We start from the raw sequence: 22,146 nt of genomic DNA, 5'->3' as shown, positions 1-22,146 counted from the left end.
GTGGGTGGAGCTTGGCAAGCCCGATCTGGTGGAAAAAGCCGTAGCCCGGAAAGAGGAAATCCTTTCCACCCCTTCCCCTGCAAGGTTCGACCCGGTTCTGGACGCCGAGATTCGGAAAAAATTCAAAATCCATCTTCCCGCCTAAGGTGATGGAAAAGGCGGCCCGAAATGGATCGGGCCGCCTGTTCATTCGATGCCTACCCGTCGCTGGGCGGCAGCAATCCTGCCTCCTGCGCGATCGCGACCTCGTCTGCATCCAACGCTCCGTCACCATTGGCATCCATGGCCGAGAAAGTGTCAGCGTTGATTTCCGGTACGACTGCCTGAATTTCCTCGATGGTCAAAAGACCATCACCGTTGGTATCGGCTGAGGATTGGGCCGAAGCAACGCCGGGCAAGCCCAGAACGGCCACGGAAAGCCCGATCAAATAATGCGATTTCATTTCAGTGCCTCCTGAAAGGTGTGTTTGTGTTTACGTCCGGACAGCGCCCAGAAGCACATGGACACCCCGGCGCGTCACGCGCTTTGGTAGAACTTCGTGATTTCACGCCAATCTTCGCGTGTTTGCCCGAGTCGGGTTTGCGGCCCTCCGCCTGAAGAAGGCGGCAAAACCTGTATCGGCGGCTCTTGCCCGACAGGACCACCTCAATCCGGCAATGTGGCGCTTATCCGGGACGACTCGGCGGGTAAAAAGAAAGGGGGCCGAAGCCCCCTGTCAGTTTCGCCTTCCAGGCTCATTTCGTTGACCGCCCGGTGTTTTTTTGCCTGCGGCCTGGACTGCGCATGGGGCGAGCGCACCCGCCCCGTGAAAGAGTGGGAAGGAGCAAATATTCCGCCCCACCCTGTTCCCGGCCAACACGGGCATGTCGGCCGAGTGGAGAATGGTCAGTCGGTAACAGACCTGTTCTCCGTATTCGTCGGGGTCGGTTACTTAGGGCAGCGTCCGACCCCTACGCCCCGGGGTGCCAGGGCGTTAAATTCAGCTACACCCGCTTGTCGCGCCGCAGGTGTTGCACTTCATGCAAGTTCCGTTTCGTACCAGCGTGTAGTTTCCGCACTCGCCGCAGGGGTCGCCCTCATAGCCCTGCATCTTGGCTTTGGTGCGGGCGTCCATCCCTGTTGCCACTGCCGTTTCGGTGGCAGGCGCTTCAAAGACAGTTGCTGTTTCTGCTAAACCGGCCACGTCACCATAACTGCCGTTGAACACCATCAGATCCTGCGGCAGACGCTTGCGCAGATACCCGGTTGAACTGATTTGTTTTAACACTTCCAACGACTTGGACGCCGCAGTTTCACTGATTTCCGAGACGTTGGAAACGCCTTCCTCTTCACCGCGTCCCAGATCATCAAAGGTAGCACCCTCGGGTTTCACATGGGCCAGATCGGTACGGTCCAGATAAGACACGGCCAGTTCGCGGAAGATGTAATCCAGGATCGACGTCGCGTTCTTGATCGAGTCGTTGCCCTGCACCATCCCTGCCGGTTCGAACTTGGTAAAGGTGAAGGCGTCGACAAATTCCTCCAGCGGCACGCCATATTGCAGACCGACCGACACGGCGATGGCAAAGTTGTTCATCATCGCCCGGAAGCCAGCACCTTCCTTGTGCATGTCGATGAAAATCTCGCCCAGTTGACCGTCTTCGAACTCACCCGTGCGCAGATAAACCTTGTGGCCGCCAACGATGGCCTTCTGTGTATACCCCTTTCGGCGATGCGGCAGTTTCTCGCGATGACTGCGGATAATTTCCTTGACCACAACCTTCTCGATCACCTTTTCGGCCAGAACGACGGCTTTTTCCTGAGCAGAGCCGCTTTCCAGCACCTCGGCCGCCTCGTCATCATCCTCGACCAGCGCAGCCGCAAGGGGCTGAGACAGTTTCGAGCCGTCACGGTACAGCGCGTTGGCTTTCACACCCAGCGACCAGCTAAGTTCATAGGCCTTCTGGCAGTCTTCGATTGTTGCATCATTCGGCATGTTGATCGTTTTGCTGATCGCACCCGAGATAAAGCTTTGTGCCGCTGCCATCATGGTGATGTGGCTGTCAACCCCAAGGAAACGCTTGCCTTTCTTGCCGCACGGGTTGGCGCAGTCGAAGATCGCGTAGTGTTCTTCCTTCAGATGCGGTGCACCTTCCAGAGTCATGGTTCCGCAGACGTGGTCGTTGGCCGCGTCGATATCCGCGCGGGTGAACCCCAGATGGCGCAACAAATCAAAGGTCGGGTCATTCAGCTTGGTCGCCGGAATGCCCAGAACACCGGTGCAGAAATCTTCGCCCAATGTCCATTGGTTGAAGACGAACCGGATGTCAAAGGCGCTTTCCAGCGCGGCGTCCACCTTGGCCAGTTCATTGGCACCAAAGCCGTGGCCAGTCAGTGAGGTGTGGTTGATCCCCGGCGCATTGCCGATTGTGCCGTGACCGACCGCGTAGGATACGATCTCTTCGATCTGCGACGAGGAATAGCCCAGCTTTTCCAGCGCAGATGGTACCGAGCGGTTGATGATCTTGAAGTAACCGCCGCCTGCCAGTTTCTTGAACTTGACCAGCGCAAAATCGGGCTCGATCCCCGTTGTATCGCAATCCATCACCAGACCGATGGTGCCTGTGGGGGCAATCACCGTGGCCTGTGCATTGCGGTAACCGTTCTGCTCGCCAAGGCTCAGCGCCTCATCCCAAGCGGACATGGCCAGATCGACCAAACGCTTGTCGGGGCAGTTGCCATGGTCCAGAGGCACCGGCTTGACGGCCAGTTTCTCGTACCCCTCAGTCACACCCTGCGCCGCGCGGCGGTGGTTGCGGATGACGCGCAGCATATGCTCGGCATTGCGCTTGTAGCCCTTGAACGGGCCAAGCTCACCGGCAATTTCAGCTGAAGTGGCATATGCCACACCGGTCATGATCGCGGTCAGCGCACCGCAGATCGCCCGCCCCTCGTCCGAGTCATAGCTGTAGCCCATGTTCATCAACAGGCCGCCAATGTTGGCATAACCAAGGCCCAGCGTGCGGAAGTCGTACGACAGCTGCGCGATTTCCTTTGACGGGAATTGCGCCATGGTCACCGAGATTTCCAGCGTCAGCGTCCATAGGCGCGAGGCGTGCATGTAATCGGCGGCCTGGAACTCACCGTCCTTGAGGAAGGTCAGCAGGTTCATCGAGGCCAGGTTACAGGCCGTGTCATCCAGGAACATGTATTCCGAACACGGATTCGATCCGCGAATTTCACCATCTTCAGGGCACGTGTGCCATTCGTTGACCGTGTCGTGGAACTGGATGCCAGGATCAGCACAAGCCCATGCGGCGTGACCAACCTTTTCCCAAAGATCGCGCGCCTTGACGGTCTTTGCGACTTTGCCATCGGTGCGGTTGATCAGCTGCCAGTCCGCGTCTTTCTCGACAGCAGTCAGAAACCCGTTGGTCACGCGGATCGAGTTATTCGAATTCTGCCCCGAGACCGAGCTATAGGCTTCCGAATCCCAGTCTGTATCATAGGTCGGGAACTCGATGCTGTCGTGGCCCTGCTTGGCGTAATCCAGAACGCGTTTGATGTAAGTCTCGGGGATTGCGACCTTTTTCGCCTCGCGGATCGCCTTTCTCAGCGCTTCGTTCTTGTTTGGATCATAGGCATCCTCGGCCGCACCGTCCCAAGAGCGAATGGCCTCGAAAATACCGTTCAGCATCTTTTCGTGCATCTTCGATCCGGCAACGATCGAGGCCACTTTCTGCTCTTCGATTACCTTCCATTCGATGAATTGTTCGATATCGGGGTGATCCGCATCGACAATGACCATCTTCGCTGCCCGACGGGTTGTCCCGCCTGATTTGATTGCGCCGGCGGCGCGGTCGCCGATCTTGAGAAAGCCCATCAGGCCCGAGGATTTGCCACCACCCGACAGCGCCTCGCCTTCTGCACGCAGATGGCTGAAATTGGTTCCGGTGCCCGAGCCGTATTTGAACAACCGTGCCTCGCGCACCCATAGATCCATGATGCCGCCTTCGTTCACCAGATCATCATCGACGGACTGGATGAAGCAGGCATGTGGCTGCGGATGCTCGTAGGCGGATTTGGATTTGGTCAGCTTGCCGGTCTTATAGTCGACGTAGTGGTGCCCTTGCGCCGGACCGTCGATTCCATAGGCCCAGTGCAGGCCAGTATTGAACCATTGCGGGCTGTTTGGCGCGGCGCGCTGAGTCGCCAGCATGTACCGCATCTCGTCGAAATAGGCGCGCGCATCCTCCTCGGTCGAAAAGTAGCCACCTTTCCACCCCCAGTATGCCCACGCACCGGCCAGCCGATCAAAGACCTGCTTTGAGGAAATTTCGCCCTCGAACTCAGCATCTTCAGCGGGAACCGACCGCCAGAGGAACTCGGGAACGTCTTTTTCCTTAACTTTGATCAATTTGGACGGGACGCCAGCCTTACGAAAGTACTTCTGGGCAATCACGTCGCTTGCCACCTGCGACCAGGTTGACGGAACTTCGATCCCTTCCAGGCGGAACACAATGGTTCCATCGGGATTTCGGATTTCAGATGTCGCGGACACAAAATCCAGTTCCGAATAGGCATCCTGATCTGGTTTGGTGAATTTTCTTTCAATCTTCATGTCCGCAGCCCTAGTTAAATTCCGCCTAATTTTCGGTTCACGGCACTACATTTTGAGTTGCGGAGCACCACCCGCAACGCCGACAGAAGCGCGCAAAGGTACTGGACGCTGCTTTGGACAGCGAAAAAGCCGTTACAACGGCTGCACGTTAATAGACTGTGCTTATCCGACCCTCGCCTGTTGCCGTCCCGGCTTGAACACCAGATATTGTGGCAATCTCTTCGGCTCATACAATTTGACGTATATTGCCATAGAAGGTCAACGCCCTTTTTCAGCCAAATTTGAAATCTTTTTTGTTGACCAGACCCAGACATGAGAGGAGTCAAACTCTGGGTACGATTCCTCCACAGGCTCGCCTGCGGTAAATTTTCGGTCACGACTCGAAGTCTCAATTAGAATTACCGTTTTTGCCAGCATAGTTATCTGTATTTGATCAACCAACACCTCGCTGGTTAGGCTGCAAAGGAATCAGCTTCGCCGGGTCTGTCGAACCCACACTGAACGACCAAAGGTTCACTTCGAAATGAGAAAGGCCAAACGAATGAAGTTGCTTCGCTTTATCCCCGCGTTGGCCTGTATCGTGGCCTGCACGCCACAAGAAACGCCCACCCCGTCTCGTAGCGCGCTGTTCGAAACCCATCCCAAAAGGTTATTTGAGGTATTCGAAACCAGTTGTTCTGGTCCCGGCAAGGTCTTTGAGAAAATCGGCGAACAGGCTTTTGAATGCAGCGAGTATCTGCCCCCAAAAGCGGCTGCCTATTTGATTCTGAACTATGACGGATTTCCGCAGGACCTGCCCCAGAGTGTCATGCGCCTGACATCGTCTAAAACAGGGTCCGGCTATCGCGTCGACGCACGATCGTACTTTAAAGTGCCGCAGAAAACCGGCGCAATCGTTGAGGTTCCACTGGAAAGTGACGTGCTGGATCAGGCGATCAGCTCGTTGTATCTCGCGATGGGCGGCACGCCCACATGAGAATATGAAGGAAGTGGTCGGGGCGGCAGGATTCGAACCTACGACCCCCTGTACCCAAAACAGGTGCGCTACCAGACTGCGCCACGCCCCGGACCGTGCGCCTTCCTAACGATGACAATCTGATTTGAAAAGCCCTAACAGGGCCAAATCGCAGGACCTTGCGAAAAAATTTCGTGCTGCATCTGAGTGCCGACACCGATAGAGTAGCGCGCGGACAATCCGGCATTGATTTCCAGCACCGCAAAAACGGCATCCCCACCTTCAATCGGTGTCAGATCGCCGGGAATCGCACTCTCATGCACATGTGTCACTGTGCCCGTACGGTCCAGAAATATCATGTCGAGCGGAATCAGCGTGTTCTTCATCCAAAACGCGACAGGTTGCGGTGGATCGAACACGAACAGCATACCGGATCGATTCGGCAACGACTCGCGAAACATCAACCCCTTTGACCGTTCTTGAGGCGTAACCGCCATTTCCACGTCAAATCGGATTGTCGCGCTGTCGTTTCGGAGTGTGACACGGCCGGCGCTGCACGCAGCAAACGCCCCCCCCGTCCACAGCGTGATCAGAAGCGTCCAGAATACCAGAAAACGGGTCATGGAACGGTCAGCCGTCCAGCGCGGCTTCCCAGGCGAGAACCTGCGCCGCCATTCGGCCACGTTTGCCGTCAATTACGCGCATCGCAAGCGCCTCTCCGGGCTGAAGGTCAGCAAGCCCCGAGCGCCGCAACACTTCGATATGCAAGAACACGTCTTCGCCGCGCCCGAAAACATTTGCGAACCCGAAGCCCTTGCCTTTGTCGAACCACTTCACCCGCGCGGCCTCCAGAGGGGCTTCTGTGATAGCGTCCGGATCCAACTCGGCGAAATCGGCCAACATCATCGACTCGGCGCGCGCCGGCGGGTCGATTGCAACAACCTCAACCGCCTGAACACCTCTGTCCGTGCGGTGTGTCATGATCTCGATACCTGCTCCGTCCGCGACGGAACTTTGGCCGAAATTGCGCAATACGTTCACATGCAACAGAATATCCGGGCCGCCTTCGTCAGAAACAACAAAGCCGTATCCCTTGGCGGGATCGAACCATTTTACGTGTCCACGGACGCGATACATGTTGTTCAGGTCTTCAGGCACGGTTTTCCCATCGCGAATTTTAGCAGTTCGTTAAGGGTCTGTTGTTTATGGGATTGGCAGACAATTTCAAGCCGAAAAAGTTGTTTACTTTCTGCTTGTTGCATTTCACGACACGTGAACGTCATGGATTCAACCTTTCAACATGCCATGCCGATCCCGGCTCAATTCGTTGCCATCTGAACCGATCATGCAAGCGGAACGCTCCATCGGCCCAGAATTCTATCTCTGTCGGCGTCAATCGGTACCCGCCCCAGAATGGAGGACGAGGTGGATTCGGCCCAAGTTTAGCAGTCACTTTCGCGACCTCTGCCATCAAAGCTGTCCGACTTGAAAGCGGTTGTGACTGCTTTGAAGCCCAGGCACCCAGTCGGCTTTTCAGTGACCTCGATGCATAATACGCATCAGCCTGGGGCCCGTTTTCACGACATACTGTACCACGAACACGAAGTTGACGCCGCAAAGATTTCCAATGCATTACAAATGCGGCTTTTTCGGACGTATCCAGCTCGTTCGCTTTGGCGCTTTCGTAGTTTGTATAGAAAACAAATGAATCCGCTTCGATTTCCTTCAGCAGAACCATGCGTGCATTTGGCAAACCGTCCGGGTCAACGGTTGCAAGCGCAATCGCATTCGGATCGTTCAATTCGGTTTCCTGGGCCTCAGCCAGCCACCGGGCCGCTATTGCAAACGGATCGGAGCCAGCAAAGATGCCATCACGCTCGGTCATTTCCATCCCCTGGAAAGTATTAATGACGAGCCTAAGGCGAGAACCCGCTGCGAGCAAGAGCGCACGGCCTTGATGCAGCGCTACCAATGGCATAAACCATGCCAATCTAACGCGAAGACAGGCGGAGAACCAAACATGTCAAATCAGTTGATGGCCGGCAAACGTGGCCTCATCATGGGACTGGCCAATGACAAATCTATCGCATGGGGAATCGCCCGCGCCTTGTCCGAAGCCGGAGCTGAACTTGCCTTTTCCTATCAGGGTGACGCCCTAAAGAAACGTGTGGACCCACTGGCTGCGCAACTGGGCAGCGAAATCGTTCTGCCCTGCGACGTGAGCGATGAGGCTTCAATTGATGGGCTTTTCTCGGCACTGGAAGAGAAATGGGGCAAGCTGGACTTTGTCGTTCACGCCATCGGTTTTTCTGACAAGAACGAACTGCGTGGGCGCTACGTGGATACCAGCCGGGCCAATTTTACGCTGACGATGGATGTATCCGTCTATTCGTTCACCGCAGTTATGCAGCGCGCGGAAAAGATGATGTCTGAAGGCGGCAGCGCCATAACGCTGACCTATTACGGAGCCGAGCAGGTGATGCCCCACTATAACGTGATGGGTGTTGCCAAGGCCGCTTTGGAAGCGTCGGTCAAGTATTTGGCGGAGGACCTGGGCAAGGACGGCATTCGCGTGAACGCGATTTCGGCCGGTCCGATCAAAACGCTGGCCGCCAGCGGTATTGGCGATTTCCGCTACATCATGAAATGGAACGAATACAACTCTCCGCTGCGCCGCAACGTGACCATCGACGATGTCGGCAAGTCGGCCCTGTACCTGTTGTCAGACCTCAGCAGCGGCGTCACCGGTGAGAATCTGCACGTGGATTCGGGCTACCATATTGTCGGAATGAAGGCCGTTGACGCCCCAGACGTGGAAAAAGGTTAAGAACATGAGCGCTAAGGACCGCCTGCCGCACGAAAAAGGATTTCACATCAGCTGGGACCAGATCCACCGCGACTCGCGCGCATTGGCGTGGCGTCTGGATGGGCAAGGCCCCGATGACGGCAGCTGGCGTGCTGTTGTGGCGATCACCCGTGGCGGCATGGCCCCTGCGATGATCGTCAGCCGGGAACTGGATATTCGTACTGTCGATACGGTCAGCGTGAAATCCTACCATCATCAAGCTCAGGGTGAGGCGGAAGTTCTGAAAGCACCCGATACCAACCTTATGGGTGACGGAACCGGAATTCTGATCATCGACGATCTGGTAGACAGCGGAAAAACATTGGAGCTGGTTCGGGAGATGTATCCAAAAGCGCATTTTGCGACGGTTTATGCCAAACCCAAGGGACGCCCAATGGTGGATACGTTCATCACCGAAGTCAGTCAGGACACGTGGATCTTTTTCCCGTGGGATATGGCCCTTCAATATGTCGAGCCCTATCGGGGCACCGATTGAAATCAGATCAGTAGGCAGCACATGACGCTCAGCCGTACCGCCGCAACATTCGCGCCGCCAGTGATGGAAGCGCGCCGATGGGTCGAGGGCGTTTCGTTCCCACCCGAACGTCCGTTGATCAACGTAAGCCAGGCGGCGCCGGTTGACCCGCCGCCACTGGCCTTGCGCAAGGCTATGGCCGAATTTACCGTGCGCGAAGACCATGCGCACCTATACGGCCCTGTGCTGGGAAATGACGACCTTCGCACGGAACTGGCTGCGCAGATAAGCGCGCATTATGGGGCAAAGGTCGAGGCACCTCAGGTTGCTATCACCTCAGGATGCAATCAGGCGTTTTCAGCAGTGATATCGGCCATCACCGGTGAAGGGGATGAGGTTATTCTACCAACCCCATGGTATTTCAATCATAAAATGTGGCTGGATATGTCGGGTGTTCAGGCGGCGGACCTGAAGACCGGCGACGATTTGCTGCCCGGTCCGGAGCGCGCGCGGGCGCTGATAACGGACAAAACACGCGCAATTGCTCTGGTCACGCCCAACAATCCCGGCGGCGTTGAATACCCGGCAGACCTTGTCCGCGCCTTCTTTGAGCTGGCGCGCGAAACCGGGATTTACCTGATCGTCGACGAAACCTATCGTGACTTCGACAGTCGCAGCGGGCCGCCACATGATTTGTTCCAGCAACCAGACTGGGATCAGACGCTGATCCACCTGTATTCCTTCTCCAAGGCATACAGGCTGACGGGTCATAGGGTCGGTGCCATTGCAACGGGCCCCGCACTTCTGGCTGAGGTCGAGAAGTTTCTCGACACCGTTGCCATTTGCCCCGGTCAGATCGGACAGTTCGCCGCGCTTTGGGGTATGCAAAACTTGTCGCAATGGCTGGCAGGCGAACGCGACGAAATACTCGACCGTCGCGCTGCCATCCTTGAGGGTATGCCCGCGCTGGAAGCCGAAGGTTGGCGCCTTTTGGGACTTGGGGCGTATTTCGCCTATCTGGAGCACCCGTTTGACATTCCGTCCGACGAACTTGCCAGGCGTTTGGTGCGTGAAGCCGGTGTTCTGTTATTGCCCGGTACCATGTTTATGCCCGATCACCACCCGGACGGGAAACGGCAAGTGCGCATTGCCTTCGCCAACCTCGACCGCACAGGTTTGGGCCAATTGTTCGAACGGTTGCAGGGCCTGTCCTTCTAAGCTTGCCCCCCGGCGGTGTGCGTCGTATTCAAGGCGGCAACCGACAGGGCAGAACGCTGCCGTAATAACAAGAGGGCACCATGGCCGCAGGCGCTAAAAGTCTTTCGAAAACCTTTGTCTGGATTCTGATGGGCATGCTGATGCTGGGGCTCGCGGGGTTCGGCGCCGTCAACCTGAGCGGCACAGTCCGTACAGTGGCGCAAGTTGGTGATGAAAGCATCTCGATCGATGACTTTGTCCGCGAGTTGCAGCGCGAGATCCGCGCGGTTGAGGCGCAATCGGGTCAGCCCCTGCAAATGTCGCAGGCGCGCGATCTGGGGCTGGATCGAAATGCGCTTGCCCGCCTGACGGCCTTGGCGGCGTTGGACAACGAGGTGAGCCAGCTCGGGATCTCCATAGGGGATGAGAACCTGCAAAATGAGATCGTGTCTGTCCCGGCCTTTCAAGGCGTAGACGGCAATTTCGACCGTGAGGCATACCGCTTTCAGCTTGAACAGGTCGGCATGACGGATTCCGAGTTCGAGTCGGACCTGCGCAAAGAATCCGCCCGTACGATCGTTCAAGGTGCGATCATGGGGGGTGTGGAAATGCCTGCCACCGTGACAGACACAATGGCCAACTATATTGGTGCCCGTCGCAGCTTTACCGTTGCGACGGCAGGGGCCGAGGCTTTGGAAACCCCCGTGGCCGAACCGACTGACGCGCAGATTCAGACCTACTATGACGAAAACGCTGAACAGTTCACCCTGCCCCGCACGAAACAGCTGACGTATGCGATTCTGTCTCCGGCCATGTTGGTGGACACGGTCGAGGTTGACGAAGAGGCTCTGCGAAAACTTTTTGAAGAGCGGTCGGCAGAGTATAATCAGCCAGAACGCCGTCTGGTCGAGCGCCTGAATTTCCCGGATGAACAAGCGGCCAACGACGCCAAGGCGCAGCTTGAGGTCGGGGGCACGACTTTTGAACAACTGGTTCGGGACCGTGATCTGGAGCTTTCGGATATCGACCTGGGCGACCTCACGCGTGAGGATCTGGGCGAAGCCGCCGACGCCGTGTTCGCGGCAGAACTTGACGCCGTTGTCGGCCCTCTGCCATCGATATTTGGCCCCGCCCTGTTCCGTATCAACGGATCCCTGGCTGCAAACAGCGTTCCCTTTGAGGAGGCCGAACCGGCCCTGCGCGAAGAACTGGCGACAGAACGCGCCCGCCGCCTGATCGAGGCGCAGTCCGAAGATGTCAACGACATGCTGGCTGGTGGAGCGACTCTGGAAGAATTGGCAAATGAAACCGAAATGGAGCTGGGTCAGATTGACTGGACCCGCGACAGCGCCGAGGACATAGCGGCCTATGACGGGTTCCGCACGGCCGCCGAAGCCGTGCAAGAGGGAGATTTCCCTGAAATCGCATTTCTCGAAGACGGATCGATCTTTGCCTTGCGCCTGAACGACATTCTGCCACGCCGCCCTGAACCGTTGGAAAGCGCACGCGACCGTGTCGCCGCTGCCTGGGTACAGGCAGAGACCAATAAAGCCTTGCTGGACAAAGCAAACGCCGCACTGAGCCAACTGGCCACTGATGGTGACTTCGCTGCGACTGGCCTGCCCTTCCGCGTTGAAAACGCGCTGACGCGTACCGCGTTTCTTGATGACGTCCCCGCCAGTTTCATGAACGAAGTGTTCCAGATGGAACTCGGTGAGTTACGCGTAATTGGTGGAAATGGTGCAGCCTTGCTTGTTCGTCTGGACGAGATTCTGCCCCCCGAGGATTCCGACGAACTGCGCCGGTTGCGCGACGCACTGGCTACGCAGATGGATCAGGCGCTGTCGCAAAATATTTTTGACGCATACGTACGGGACGCTCAGACCCGCGCCCGCCCGGTCGTGGATCAGCAGGCGCTGAACGCCGTGCAGGCGAGCTTTTAAGCGAGACCAAGATGGCCCTGACACCCGATTTCGATACCTTCGCGCGCGCCTATGAAGCGGGCGAAAACCAAGTGGTTTACACACGTCTCGCCGCCGATCTGGACACACCCGTGTCGCTGATGCTCAAACTGACGGGCGCGCAGAAAGATGCGTTCATGCTGGAGTCGGTTACGGGCGGAGAGGTGCGTGGCCGCTATTCGATCATCGGCATGAAACCGGACCTGATCTGGCGCTGCCACGGTGAAACGTCCGAGTTGAACCGTTCGGCGCGGTTCGACGCCGACGCCTTTGCCGCGCAGGACGGCAATCCGATGGACAACCTGCGTGCGTTACTGGCAGAAAGCCGTATTGAGCTGCCAGACGACCTGCCTCAGGCTGCCGCCGGGCTGTTTGGATATCTGGGCTATGACATGGTCCGGCTGGTCGAATACCTGCCGGACGTGAACCCCGATCCGCTGGGGCTGCCAGATGCGATCATGTTGCGCCCGTCTGTTGTCGCAGTATTGGATGGTGTCAAAGGCGAGGTGACGGTGGTCTCACCCGCCTGGGCCAGCGACGGTCAATCTGCCAAAGCTGCCTATGCACAGGCGGCCGAGCGTGTGATGGATGCGGTCCGCGATCTGGAACGCGCGATGCCCGCCGAAACCCGTGATCTGGGCGACGCGCGCGAAGTTGCGGCACCGGTGTCGAACTTCACCAAGTCGGGCTATATGGAAGCGGTTGAAAAGGCCAAGGAATACATCCGCGCTGGCGATATCTTCCAGGTTGTTCCGGCGCAGCGTTGGACGCAGGATTTTCCGCTGCCGCCTTTTGCGCTTTATCGTTCGCTGCGGCGCACCAACCCCTCGCCATTTATGTTCTACTTCAACTTCGGTGGTTTTCAGGTCGTTGGTGCCAGCCCCGAGATTTTGGTGCGGGTGTTCGGCAGCGAAGTCACAATTCGCCCGATTGCAGGTACCCGTCCCCGAGGCGCGACCCCCGAGGAAGACAAGGCGAACGAGCTTGACCTGCTGGCCGACAAGAAAGAGCTGGCCGAACACCTCATGCTTCTGGACCTCGGGCGCAATGATACCGGCCGCGTGTCCAAAATCGGCACTGTACGCCCGACCGAAGAGTTCATCATCGAACGCTACAGCCATGTGATGCACATCGTGTCCAACGTGGTGGGCGAGCTGGCGGAAGACAAGGATGCCCTGGACGCCTTCTTTGCAGGTATGCCCGCAGGTACGGTCTCGGGCGCGCCAAAAGTGCGCGCGATGGAGATCATTGACGAGCTTGAGCCGGAAAAACGCGGCGTCTATGGTGGAGGTGTCGGCTATTTCAGTGCGGGCGGTGACATGGACATGTGCATTGCCCTGCGCACCGCCATCGTGAAGGATCAGAAACTCTATATTCAGGCTGGCGGCGGTGTTGTCTATGACAGCGACCCCGAGGGCGAGTTCATGGAGACTGTTCATAAGTCAAACGCCATTCGGCGCGCAGCGGAAGATGCCGCACGGTTCACCGGAAACGGCAACGGTTAAAGAACAAGGCGGCTGATCAGGAGATCGCCGCCTGATTCAAACTGTCACTGCACCTGTTTCATCAAGACGGCCGAGATCGGCGCCATCGCCACCCGGTTCCCGCGATCTTCAAGACCCCACAGCAAAAGGGCTGAGATTGTCTCTGGCCGTACCCGCCCCAGCATGACAACGGTTCCTTCCTGACCCGCCCGGAACGCGGCCTGATCCAGGAACCGGCGCATGATTCTGGGATCCTGTCGCGCCCCATCGATATCGCGGAACACAACGCTGGACGGAATGCCATTGCGAACCGCAAGCTTCTGGACAGTGTTCAGCCCATTGTCCTGTGTGATCAACCCGCGTCCGGTTCCGGCAGCAATTGCCGCGACCTGATCGGCCAGCTTGCGGTTTCCCTGAATGCCGCTGTTCACGCCTTCCAGAATACCCACTGTTTCAGGCAATGTATCCAGCCACACGGACAGGGAAACTTCGGCATCCTGCGCGCTTGCTGCCTCGGGCAAGTCCGCAAGGGCCAGAACTTCGAACCCAGCCGCGCGGTGCCGTTCCATCTTTTCCGCCGCATCCGGATCAGACGGGTTCACGGCAAAGCTGATCGGGTAAGGGAAATCCTGCAACGCTTCGGCGCCGAATGCGCCTTCGTCATCAATCAGAATGATCGACATCAGCGGCTTAGATTCCGGGTTCTCGAACTTGGCAGCAAAACGTTCAATCGGTTTTTCCGCAGATGGCTGTTCGGAAATCGCCTGTTCTGCAACAGGCTCATCATCGCGTTCCGTCAACGGCAGGATACGTTTTCCGACAATCGAACTGGCACTTTCTTCCTGTTCTCCCCCGATCTGAGGCAGCGCAGCAATACGCGGAAGCTCACGGGGCAAGGTATCTTCATCCCCTTCCACCGCAATCGGACTGCTTTCAAGTGAATTATCAGTCGTAGTGTCTTTTGTTTGTGGTTCAGCCTCGACCTGTGGCAGCGGATTTGGTTCGGGCTCAAGAACTGCGACCTCGGTTGTGTCAGACTCGGTCGGCGGCGTGGGGGTTTCATCAATTACAACCGGCACGGACTGTTCCTGCTGAACTGCAGGAACCTGGCTGGGCTCGGGCGGCGCAGCGGGGGCTTCAGTCATGACGGACACTTCGGTCGCCACCGTTGCAGCGGGCTCGTTCGGAGCCTCAACCACTTTGCCAATCTTGGGCTGCGGCTCGGATGACGCTTCCAACCCGGACAAATCGGCCAGATCTTCGTTGGCATTATCGGCGGCTTCTGGCGCACGCGGGGCCAGTTCCACCAGATCGGCATCAGAAACATCCTCGGCAAGTTCAGTAGGCGCCTCTGGTGTTTCTGAAATCGTCGGCGCTGGTGCTTCGGTCGCAACAACCGGTGTGTTGACCATCGGCGTGTTGAGCGACACGACCGCACCCAAGATCAAAACAACGATCGCCCCTGCGACCATTCCTCCGAAAAATCCGCCCATATTTCCTGCCTTTCGCCTCTTTTCCCTGCCTCGCCCTGCTCTGCGCCATCTGGTGTGGCGCTCGGTCAATTGGAGGCGTCAGAAACCTTATGTCCTCTTGACGCTGCCGCCCAAGCCTGAGCATGTATGTGCGGACATTATACCGTGGCCCGGGGTTGCATCGCCAGCCCGAAATGCCCAAGCGAAGATAAGTGCCCATATGCTGCTGCTGATCGACAACTACGACTCGTTTACCTACAATTTGGTACATTATTTGGGCGAACTTGGTGCCGAAATGGTCATTCGCCGCAATAATGCGCTGGATGTACAGGAAGCAATGGCCATGAACCCGGCTGGGATCCTGCTAAGCCCCGGCCCCTGCGACCCGGATCAGGCGGGCATCTGTCTGGCTCTGACCGAAGCCGCCGCCGAGACAAAAACACCTCTTTTGGGGGTTTGTCTTGGGCATCAGACCATCGGACAGGCTTTCGGTGGCAAGGTGGTACGATGCCACGAAATTGTGCACGGCAAAATGGGCATCATGCACCACACCGGAAAAGGCGTCTTTGCTGGCCTTCCATCGCCCTTTGAAGCCACACGTTACCATTCGCTGGTGGTCGAGCGCGAGACGCTGCCCGACTGTCTTGAGATCACAGCCGAGCTGGAAGACGGCACGATCATGGGGCTGCAACACAGGGAACTGCCTATTCACGGTGTTCAGTTCCACCCTGAATCGATTGCGTCCGAGCATGGTCACGCCCTTCTCAAGAATTTCCTGCAAGAACTGAAAGTCCCCGCATGAGCGACGCGCTGAAACCGCTGATTGGAGCAGCCGCCGATCGTCCGCTGACCCGTAAAGAGGCCGAGACTGCCTTTGGCATCCTGTTCAACGGCGAAGCCACGCCAAGCCAGATTGGCGGGCTGTTGATGGCCATGCGTACAAGGGGGGAAACGGTTGATGAATATGCCGCGGCCGCGGCTGTGATGCGCGCCAAGTGCAATGCCGTGCGGGCGCCCGAAGGGGCGATCGACATCGTTGGCACGGGCGGGGACGGAAAAGGTACTCTGAATATCTCGACCGCGACGGCCTTTGTCGTCGCAGGCGCTGGCGTGACAGTCGCCAAACACGGCAACCGCAACCTAAGTTCCAAATCAGGCGCAGCGGATGCATTGGGTCAAATGGGCATCAACGTCATGGTTGGCCCGCAAGTCGTTGAAAGCGCATTGAAAGATGTCGGGATCGGATTCATGATGGCGCCGATGCATCACCCGGCCATTGCGCATGTTATGCCTTCGCGGCAGGAGCTGGGAACGCGCACGATTTTCAATATCCTTGGCCCACTGACCAACCCTGCCGGTGTCAAACGGCAACTGACTGGCGCCTTTAGCCGCGAGTTGATCCGCCCCATGGCTGAAACACTAGGCTTGCTGGGGTCAGATCGCGCGTGGCTGGTGCACGGATCAGACGGGACAGACGAATTGACGATCACCGGTATCAGCTGGGTCGCCGCTTTAGAAGATGACGTGATCAAAGAGGTCGAGCTGCACCCCGAGGATGCTGGCCTGCCTGTGCACCCTTTCGAAGACATCCTCGGCGGAACCCCTGAAGAAAATGCCATCGCATTTCGTGCGCTGCTGGACGGCGCTCGGTCAGCGTATCGTGACGCCGTTTTGCTGAACTCTGCCGCCGCATTGGTTGTCGCCGATGCTGCAAGTGATCTGCGCGAAGGCGTGGCCATGGCCGCCGAGAGCATCGACAGCGGTGAAGCCAAAAACAAAATCACGGCCTTGGCCGCCAAGACTCAGGAGGCCGCATGACCGAAACCGTTCTGGACAAGATCAAAGCCTACAAACTGGAAGAGATCGCAGCAGACAAGGCTCATAAGTCCTTGGAAACTCTGGAAAGTGAAGCACGCGCCGCTTCGGAAACCCGCGGGTTTGCCGCAGCTCTTCAAGCTGCGTCCCGGCAAGGTTACGGCCTGATTGCCGAGGTCAAGAAAGCCAGCCCCTCCAAGGGTTTGATCCGGCCAGATTTTGATCCGCCTGCCTTGGCCAAGGCCTATGAAGAAGGCGGTGCTACGTGTTTGTCCGTGCTCACCGACACGCCGAGCTTTCAGGGTGCCAAGGAATATCTAACACAAGCGCGTAACGCGACATCTCTGCCCGCTTTGCGTAAGGATTTCATGTATGACCCTTATCAGGTGGTCGAGGCACGTGCTTTGGAAGCCGACTGTATTCTGATCATCATGGCATCCGTCAGTGATGATCAGGCAGCCGAGTTGGAACAAACCGCTTTCGATTGGGAGATGGACGTTCTGATTGAGGTTCACGACCAAGCCGAGCTTGAACGCGCAGCCCAACTGAAAAGTCCATTGATCGGCATAAACAACCGCAATCTCAAGACCTTCGAGACCACTCTTGATACGACTCGGCGCTTATCCAAACTGGTACCGGCAGACCGTACTATCGTCTGCGAAAGCGGGTTGGGCACGCCAGAAGATTTGCGGGATATTGCGCGCTATGGCGCCCGGTGCTTTTTGATCGGCGAAAGCCTGATGCGTCAGGACGATGTCGAAGCGGCCACCCGCCATATCCTGTCCAATCCGCTTATCCCCGGAGTAATGTGATGCCGCTGACCCATTTCGATGCTCAAGGTCAGGCGCATATGGTCGACGTCTCGGGCAAAGAGGTCACAGATCGTTTAGCCGTGGCTGTGGGTCACGTTAAGATGGCACCGGAAACCTATGAAATCATTTCAGAACAACGCGCCGCTAAGGGCGATGTTTTGGGCGTTGCCCGCCTGGCCGGCATCATGGGGGCAAAAAAGACGCCGGATCTGATCCCGCTCTGCCATCCTTTGCCAGTAACTAAGGTTGCCGTTGAACTGACCCTCGACCCGGATCTGCCGGGAGTTCAGATCGAAGCAACGGTCAAAACGTCAGGTCAAACCGGAGTTGAGATGGAGGCCCTGACCGCCGTTTCCACCGCGGCCTTGACTGTGTACGACATGACCAAAGCCGTCGACAAAGCGATGGAAATTGGCGGCATTCATTTAAGTCTTAAAGACGGCGGAAAATCAGGACGTTACGAGGCGAAATGATTACCGTCGAAGAAGCGCGCGCCCTGCTGTTCGATCTTGTCGGCCCTCTACCTTCGGAACAGGTTCCCCTGGCCCAGTCTGCGGGACGTGTTCTGTCGCACGAGGTTGTGGCAACGCGCGACCAGCCGCCATTTGCGGCATCTTCGATGGATGGCTATGCCGTCAAAGCCGACGAAGTCGAGCTTCATGCCATGTTCAAAGTGGTGGGCGAATCCGCTGCGGGTCGTCGTTTCGACGGCTCGGTGGGCCCCGGTCAGGCCGTGCGTATCTTTACCGGCGCTCCGGTTCCCGAGGGCGCGGATTTCGTTGTGATTCAGGAAGATACCGACCGGCGTGGCGATCTGATCACGATCACAGACGACCCCGGCCCCAAAACGAACATCCGCCCTGCCGGTGTGGATTTTATGACAGGCACCCCCATCACGGCACCGCGTTTGATCCGCGCCGAAGACATTGCACTGATGGCTGCGATGAATGTCGCGCGGGTCCCGGTTTTTCGAAAACCCGTCATTGCCCTGATCTCGACCGGCGACGAACTTGTCATGCCCGGCGAAGAACCGGGACCGGACCAGATTATCGCGTCAAACACGTTTGGACTGCGGGCATTGCTTGAGGGGCTCGGTGCTGTGGTTCGTGTCCTTCCGATTGCACGGGATACGGTCTCATCACTTGAAACGGCTTTTCACCTGGCACGAGGGGCCGATCTCGTCGTGACGATTGGCGGTGCGTCGGTTGGGGACTACGACCTTGTGTCTGACGTTTCGCAGGGGCTGGGGATGGATCGGTCTTTCTACAAGATCCGAATGCGCCCCGGAAAACCTCTGATGGCTGGTCGCATGGGTGACACCGCGATGGTCGGGCTTCCGGGGAACCCGGTCAGCGCGATGGTCTGTGGCTATCTGTTCCTTGCCCCGATGGTGCGGCGGATGCTGGGGCTGGAAATGGTTCTGCCACCCTTTCGCTCTGCCCGGTTGACCGAACCACTGTCACAAAACGGCCCGCGCGAGCATTACATGCGTGCGGTTCTAAGCGAAACGGGTATCCAGGCCTGTGCAGATCAGGACAGCTCTCTGCTCAGCGTTCTGGCGCAGGCAAACGCCCTTTTGGTCCGTCCCCCGAACGACCCCGCCCGCAAGGCCGGGGAAACGGTTCGATACCTGCCGATCTGAGCTTCGCCCAAATTCATTGACACAAAACGTGAACATGCGTAGAACAAAAGAAAACGCATGAGCGACGAGGTGTGAGCAATGCTGACCAAGAAGCAATTGGATTTGTTGAAATTCATCCAAAAACGCGTGCAGGCGGACGGTGTTCCGCCCAGTTTCGATGAAATGAAGGCCGCGCTTGACCTGCGGTCGAAATCCGGCATCCACAGGCTGATCACTGCGCTGGAGGAACGCGGCTTTATCCGTCGCCTCGCGCATCGTGCCCGCGCGATTGAAATTGTGAAACTTCCTGAAAGCCTTGGCGGTGAACCAACTGCCGGATTTTCACCCCGCGTGATCGAAGGTGACCGGCCCAAAGGCCCCCGCCCGGCCAATATTGAACCGGTTGCGGTGGACGCGTTGGAATTGCCGGTGATGGGCCGGATCGCGGCGGGTGTCCCTATTGAAGCGATCAGTCACGTGTCACATCACGTGGCGGTCCCCGGCACCATGGTTTCCGGGAAAGGCCAGTACTATGCGCTTGAGGTTCGCGGTGACTCGATGATCGACGCGGGCATCAATGACGGTGATGTGGTTGTCATCCGCGAAACCGCGACTGCTGATAACGGAGATATCGTGGTTGCACTGGTAGAAGATCAGGAAGCGACGCTGAAACGCTTTTTCCGCCGCGGCAACGCTATTGCTCTCGAAGCGGCCAACCCGGCTTATGAGACGCGCGTTCTACCTGAAGAAAAGGTCAAGGTTCAGGGTCGCCTAGTCGGTCTGATCCGAACCTATTGATCCGGATTCAAACGACGGTCCCCGACGGGCTTCGGGGACCAGAGCCTGTGACCTGTCAGTTCCGCGCTTGAAGTCAACTTTCCGTCCGACAATGACAGGCTGCCGGTTTCGGTCAGGTGATCCGGATCGAAGACGGCGCACGCTCCCTCAAGGGTCAGCGCAACTGTCGAAACAATGATCTGGTTGTTCTTGCATTCGTCGAACGCGTGCGCGGCCTTTTTGCCCGAGATATGGATGATTTCCATATCCTGATATGGGTACCGCTGAACGGTGCTGCTGTCCGGCCATCTGCCTGCTGCCGCGATCTGATCGGCACCGTCACCGTCATTCTCAAGCCAGACGCTGGCAACAAACCCGCTGCCTTTGCTTCTGCTCAAAGCCCGGCCCTGAGCGGTCATCACGCCGACTAACCCCCCGTTTTCTGCGATCAGAACATCTGGCCTGTGGCCCGAGTTCCAAAGCAGAAATGACAGAACGACGGGCCCGACCCCGTACCAACGCGCGCGCCCTTGCCACAAGGCCAGCCACAAAGCACCAACAGCAACAAGTGGCAATACATACCAGGGCGGGCTAACTACGAAACCCTGAGCACCGTCCAGGTGCGACACCCAGTTTGACACCCCCAAGATCCAATGCAGCGCCCAGCCCATAACGGTCAGCGGAAAAGCCTCCAATCCAAATGGGGCGGCCAGTGCGGCGACAACCGCCGCAGGCACAACTAATAAGCCCATGACGGGTACGGACAGAAGGTTCGCCAGCAATCCATAGTGAGACATCGTATTGAAATGCGCAGCGCCAATTGGGGCCGTGGCAAGCCCGGCTATCGCCGAGGACATCACCACACCAGCAATCGGTTTCAACCAATTCGGGCCGGGTAACGGACCCACCTGTTGCAATGCGCCGAAGACGGCAACCAGGGCTGTCGTTGCCGCAAAGGACATCTGAAACCCCGGACTCAGCAGCGACTCGGGCCAAAGAACCAGAACGATCAGCGCAGCAACGGAAACCGCACGCAACGAGATCGCGCGCCTGTCGATCAACGCGGCCCCCAGCATGACACTGACCATGACATAGGCGCGTTCGGTTGCGATATTCCCGCCGGACAACAGCAAATAAATCGTCGCCGCGATCAGCGCGAGCACAGCCGCAACTTTTCGGACAGGTAACCGCAGCGCCACGAAGGGGATCAGTGACAAACCAATACGGCAGGCCACGAAAACAAAACCCGTCAGTAACCCCATGTGAAGCCCGGAAATGGCAAGCAAATGCGCCAGGTTCGACGCGCGCAGGGACAAGAGCGTCTCCTGCCCCATACCACTGCGATCACCTGTGGTGACGGCAGCGGCAAACCCACCGATTTCTCCGGGCAGGATTTGTTTCACTCGCCGCGATATGGCCATTCGGATTGCGGTAATTCGAACACCGCCAATACCGTCCTTGACTGGCGCAATCGTCAATACAGGAACGCGGGTATACCCGACCGCACCCAGCTCCTGAAACCAGGCATGGCGACGAAAATCGAACCCGCCAGGTTCAACCGGGCCCTGCGGCGGCGAAAGATGCGCTGTGGTCATGATCCGTTGCCCAGGCGCAAAAGGGTCTGTTGCGCCATGAACAGAAAGACGGATGCGTTGCGGCCTGCGCTCCTGCGGTACGTCCCCTACGCGCACCTGATCGAGCGTCAACCGCAACGCATCCGAGGCAGACCGATCCATGGCGACGACCCTCCCCTCGACAGGGCCATAGTACCGCCAGGACAGAACCGGTTCTGCCACCATATGGGCGCGAGTGCCCGCCAGTATGACACCGACCGCAATCAGCGCCCCCCCGGTCGCTAACGCTCCCATCCCCGGTGGCAGCCGGCGGCTCAGGACGACAAGAGCCAGGAACAAGCAAGAAAGACCAGCGTATACCGGCCAGCCAGGCTCGCTCCGGGCACCGAAATAGAGACCGATCCCCGTTGCCAGCATGACTGGCGTCCACGGAAACAGGTACCCTGTCTGGTGCAGCAGCGCGGCCTCGACCCGTGCAAGAACACGCATGGTTGCCCCCGTCCTTCGGGCTCGTTAGACAGGCGTCAAACTATGCCAGATACGGTTACCAAAAGGTT

Annotated in this window: 19 protein-coding genes and 1 tRNA gene; 12 read left to right on the top strand and 8 right to left on the bottom strand. The window is 57.7% G+C overall.

The window, feature by feature from the left end; genetic code table 11:
* Positions 1–197 precede the first annotated feature (197 nt).
* A complete protein-coding gene (locus tag AC2FLZ_RS06075; protein ID WP_480472945.1) occupies positions 198–443 on the bottom strand; it encodes an EF-hand domain-containing protein in 246 nt (81 codons plus the stop codon).
* Positions 444–980: 537 nt separating this feature from the next.
* Positions 981–4,601 carry a vitamin B12-dependent ribonucleotide reductase gene (locus AC2FLZ_RS06070; protein WP_496808776.1) on the bottom strand — a complete coding sequence of 1,207 codons (3,621 nt, stop codon included), beginning with the start codon at positions 4,599–4,601 and terminating at the stop codon, positions 981–983.
* 541 nt (positions 4,602–5,142) lie between these two features.
* Here AC2FLZ_RS06070 and AC2FLZ_RS06065 point away from each other — a divergent pair.
* Positions 5,143–5,577 carry a hypothetical protein gene (locus tag AC2FLZ_RS06065; RefSeq protein ID WP_480517142.1) on the top strand — a complete coding sequence of 145 codons (435 nt, stop codon included), beginning with the start codon at positions 5,143–5,145 and terminating at the stop codon, positions 5,575–5,577.
* 14 nt (positions 5,578–5,591) lie between these two features.
* Here the strand turns inward: AC2FLZ_RS06065 and AC2FLZ_RS06060 are convergent.
* The 4 genes from AC2FLZ_RS06060 to pdxH all read right to left on the bottom strand — a co-directional run bounded on the left by AC2FLZ_RS06060 (position 5,592) and on the right by pdxH (position 7,441).
* Positions 5,592–5,668 (bottom strand) — tRNA-Pro (locus AC2FLZ_RS06060).
* A 43-nt stretch (positions 5,669–5,711) separates the two neighbouring features.
* The gene (locus tag AC2FLZ_RS06055; RefSeq protein ID WP_480517144.1) at positions 5,712–6,179 is read right to left on the bottom strand and encodes a DUF192 domain-containing protein; all 468 of its coding nucleotides are present in this window, start codon (positions 6,177–6,179) and stop codon (positions 5,712–5,714) included.
* Positions 6,180–6,186: 7 nt separating this feature from the next.
* The gene (locus AC2FLZ_RS06050) at positions 6,187–6,693 is read right to left on the bottom strand and encodes a cold-shock protein (protein WP_480517748.1); all 507 of its coding nucleotides are present in this window, start codon (positions 6,691–6,693) and stop codon (positions 6,187–6,189) included.
* 142 nt (positions 6,694–6,835) lie between these two features.
* A complete protein-coding gene (gene pdxH, locus AC2FLZ_RS06045; protein ID WP_480517750.1) occupies positions 6,836–7,441 on the bottom strand; it encodes a pyridoxamine 5'-phosphate oxidase in 606 nt (201 codons plus the stop codon).
* Between the two features lie 135 nt (positions 7,442–7,576).
* Here pdxH and fabI point away from each other — a divergent pair, with 135 nt between their 5' ends.
* The 5 genes from fabI to trpE all read left to right on the top strand — a co-directional run bounded on the left by fabI (position 7,577) and on the right by trpE (position 13,539).
* Complete coding sequence (fabI, locus tag AC2FLZ_RS06040; RefSeq protein ID WP_480553605.1) at positions 7,577–8,383, top strand: enoyl-ACP reductase FabI; 807 nt, start codon at positions 7,577–7,579, stop codon at positions 8,381–8,383.
* A 4-nt stretch (positions 8,384–8,387) separates the two neighbouring features.
* Positions 8,388–8,897: a xanthine phosphoribosyltransferase gene (gpt, locus tag AC2FLZ_RS06035; protein WP_480517147.1), complete on the top strand. Its 510-nt coding sequence runs from the start codon at positions 8,388–8,390 to the stop codon at positions 8,895–8,897.
* 21 nt (positions 8,898–8,918) lie between these two features.
* A complete protein-coding gene (locus tag AC2FLZ_RS06030; protein ID WP_480517149.1) occupies positions 8,919–10,094 on the top strand; it encodes an aminotransferase in 1,176 nt (391 codons plus the stop codon).
* 80 nt (positions 10,095–10,174) lie between these two features.
* Positions 10,175–12,016 carry a peptidyl-prolyl cis-trans isomerase gene (locus tag AC2FLZ_RS06025; RefSeq protein ID WP_496822160.1) on the top strand — a complete coding sequence of 614 codons (1,842 nt, stop codon included), beginning with the start codon at positions 10,175–10,177 and terminating at the stop codon, positions 12,014–12,016.
* An 11-nt stretch (positions 12,017–12,027) separates the two neighbouring features.
* A complete protein-coding gene (gene trpE / locus AC2FLZ_RS06020) occupies positions 12,028–13,539 on the top strand; it encodes an anthranilate synthase component I (protein WP_496822158.1) in 1,512 nt (503 codons plus the stop codon).
* Between the two features lie 44 nt (positions 13,540–13,583).
* Here trpE and AC2FLZ_RS06015 read toward each other — a convergent pair whose 3' ends face one another.
* Positions 13,584–15,011 carry a divergent polysaccharide deacetylase family protein gene (locus AC2FLZ_RS06015; protein WP_496881943.1) on the bottom strand — a complete coding sequence of 476 codons (1,428 nt, stop codon included), beginning with the start codon at positions 15,009–15,011 and terminating at the stop codon, positions 13,584–13,586.
* Between the two features lie 199 nt (positions 15,012–15,210).
* On the opposite strand from AC2FLZ_RS06015, the gene AC2FLZ_RS06010 reads away from it, so the two are divergent.
* From AC2FLZ_RS06010 to lexA, 6 genes are all read left to right on the top strand, one after another.
* Entirely contained in the window at positions 15,211–15,792 is a 582-nt protein-coding gene (locus tag AC2FLZ_RS06010; protein WP_496881942.1) for an anthranilate synthase component II, read from the top strand.
* A complete protein-coding gene (gene trpD / locus AC2FLZ_RS06005) occupies positions 15,789–16,808 on the top strand; it encodes an anthranilate phosphoribosyltransferase (RefSeq protein ID WP_480553611.1) in 1,020 nt (339 codons plus the stop codon). Before AC2FLZ_RS06010 ends, trpD begins: the two co-directional genes overlap by 4 nt.
* Positions 16,805–17,617: an indole-3-glycerol phosphate synthase TrpC gene (trpC, locus tag AC2FLZ_RS06000; RefSeq protein WP_480621839.1), complete on the top strand. Its 813-nt coding sequence runs from the start codon at positions 16,805–16,807 to the stop codon at positions 17,615–17,617. Before trpD ends, trpC begins: the two co-directional genes overlap by 4 nt.
* Positions 17,617–18,090: a cyclic pyranopterin monophosphate synthase MoaC gene (moaC, locus tag AC2FLZ_RS05995; protein WP_480472966.1), complete on the top strand. Its 474-nt coding sequence runs from the start codon at positions 17,617–17,619 to the stop codon at positions 18,088–18,090. Before trpC ends, moaC begins: the two co-directional genes overlap by 1 nt.
* Positions 18,087–19,259: a molybdopterin molybdotransferase MoeA gene (locus tag AC2FLZ_RS05990; protein ID WP_496881941.1), complete on the top strand. Its 1,173-nt coding sequence runs from the start codon at positions 18,087–18,089 to the stop codon at positions 19,257–19,259. Before moaC ends, AC2FLZ_RS05990 begins: the two co-directional genes overlap by 4 nt.
* A 78-nt stretch (positions 19,260–19,337) precedes the next feature.
* Positions 19,338–20,036, top strand: coding sequence for a transcriptional repressor LexA (lexA, locus tag AC2FLZ_RS05985; protein ID WP_496881940.1), 699 nt, complete (start codon positions 19,338–19,340; stop codon positions 20,034–20,036).
* Here the strand turns inward: lexA and AC2FLZ_RS05980 are convergent.
* Positions 20,030–22,078 carry a ComEC/Rec2 family competence protein gene (locus tag AC2FLZ_RS05980; RefSeq protein ID WP_496881939.1) on the bottom strand — a complete coding sequence of 683 codons (2,049 nt, stop codon included), beginning with the start codon at positions 22,076–22,078 and terminating at the stop codon, positions 20,030–20,032. The genes lexA and AC2FLZ_RS05980 overlap by 7 nt on opposite strands.
* Between the last annotated feature and the right edge of the window lie 68 nt (positions 22,079–22,146).

This window comes from Ruegeria sp. YKSF131 (assembly GCF_059612645.1).
This window is presented reverse-complemented; position numbering and strand designations above follow the sequence as displayed.

What these genes read in the sequence shown, in the direction of transcription:
- AC2FLZ_RS06075 (WP_480472945.1), bottom strand. Translation starts at nt 443, where the DNA reads ATGAAATCGCATTATTTGATCGGGCTTTCCGTGGCCGTTCTGGGCTTG.
- AC2FLZ_RS06070 (WP_496808776.1), bottom strand. Translation starts at nt 4,601, where the DNA reads ATGAAGATTGAAAGAAAATTCACCAAACCAGATCAGGATGCCTATTCG.
- AC2FLZ_RS06065 (WP_480517142.1), top strand. Translation starts at nt 5,143, where the DNA reads ATGAAGTTGCTTCGCTTTATCCCCGCGTTGGCCTGTATCGTGGCCTGC.
- AC2FLZ_RS06055 (WP_480517144.1), bottom strand. Translation starts at nt 6,179, where the DNA reads ATGACCCGTTTTCTGGTATTCTGGACGCTTCTGATCACGCTGTGGACG.
- AC2FLZ_RS06050 (WP_480517748.1), bottom strand. Translation starts at nt 6,693, where the DNA reads ATGTATCGCGTCCGTGGACACGTAAAATGGTTCGATCCCGCCAAGGGA.
- pdxH (WP_480517750.1), bottom strand. Translation starts at nt 7,441, where the DNA reads ATGACCGAGCGTGATGGCATCTTTGCTGGCTCCGATCCGTTTGCAATA.
- fabI (WP_480553605.1), top strand. Translation starts at nt 7,577, where the DNA reads ATGTCAAATCAGTTGATGGCCGGCAAACGTGGCCTCATCATGGGACTG.
- gpt (WP_480517147.1), top strand. Translation starts at nt 8,388, where the DNA reads ATGAGCGCTAAGGACCGCCTGCCGCACGAAAAAGGATTTCACATCAGC.
- AC2FLZ_RS06030 (WP_480517149.1), top strand. Translation starts at nt 8,919, where the DNA reads ATGACGCTCAGCCGTACCGCCGCAACATTCGCGCCGCCAGTGATGGAA.
- AC2FLZ_RS06025 (WP_496822160.1), top strand. Translation starts at nt 10,175, where the DNA reads ATGGCCGCAGGCGCTAAAAGTCTTTCGAAAACCTTTGTCTGGATTCTG.
- trpE (WP_496822158.1), top strand. Translation starts at nt 12,028, where the DNA reads ATGGCCCTGACACCCGATTTCGATACCTTCGCGCGCGCCTATGAAGCG.
- AC2FLZ_RS06015 (WP_496881943.1), bottom strand. Translation starts at nt 15,011, where the DNA reads ATGGGCGGATTTTTCGGAGGAATGGTCGCAGGGGCGATCGTTGTTTTG.
- AC2FLZ_RS06010 (WP_496881942.1), top strand. Translation starts at nt 15,211, where the DNA reads ATGCTGCTGCTGATCGACAACTACGACTCGTTTACCTACAATTTGGTA.
- trpD (WP_480553611.1), top strand. Translation starts at nt 15,789, where the DNA reads ATGAGCGACGCGCTGAAACCGCTGATTGGAGCAGCCGCCGATCGTCCG.
- trpC (WP_480621839.1), top strand. Translation starts at nt 16,805, where the DNA reads ATGACCGAAACCGTTCTGGACAAGATCAAAGCCTACAAACTGGAAGAG.
- moaC (WP_480472966.1), top strand. Translation starts at nt 17,617, where the DNA reads ATGCCGCTGACCCATTTCGATGCTCAAGGTCAGGCGCATATGGTCGAC.
- AC2FLZ_RS05990 (WP_496881941.1), top strand. Translation starts at nt 18,087, where the DNA reads ATGATTACCGTCGAAGAAGCGCGCGCCCTGCTGTTCGATCTTGTCGGC.
- lexA (WP_496881940.1), top strand. Translation starts at nt 19,338, where the DNA reads ATGCTGACCAAGAAGCAATTGGATTTGTTGAAATTCATCCAAAAACGC.
- AC2FLZ_RS05980 (WP_496881939.1), bottom strand. Translation starts at nt 22,078, where the DNA reads ATGCGTGTTCTTGCACGGGTCGAGGCCGCGCTGCTGCACCAGACAGGG.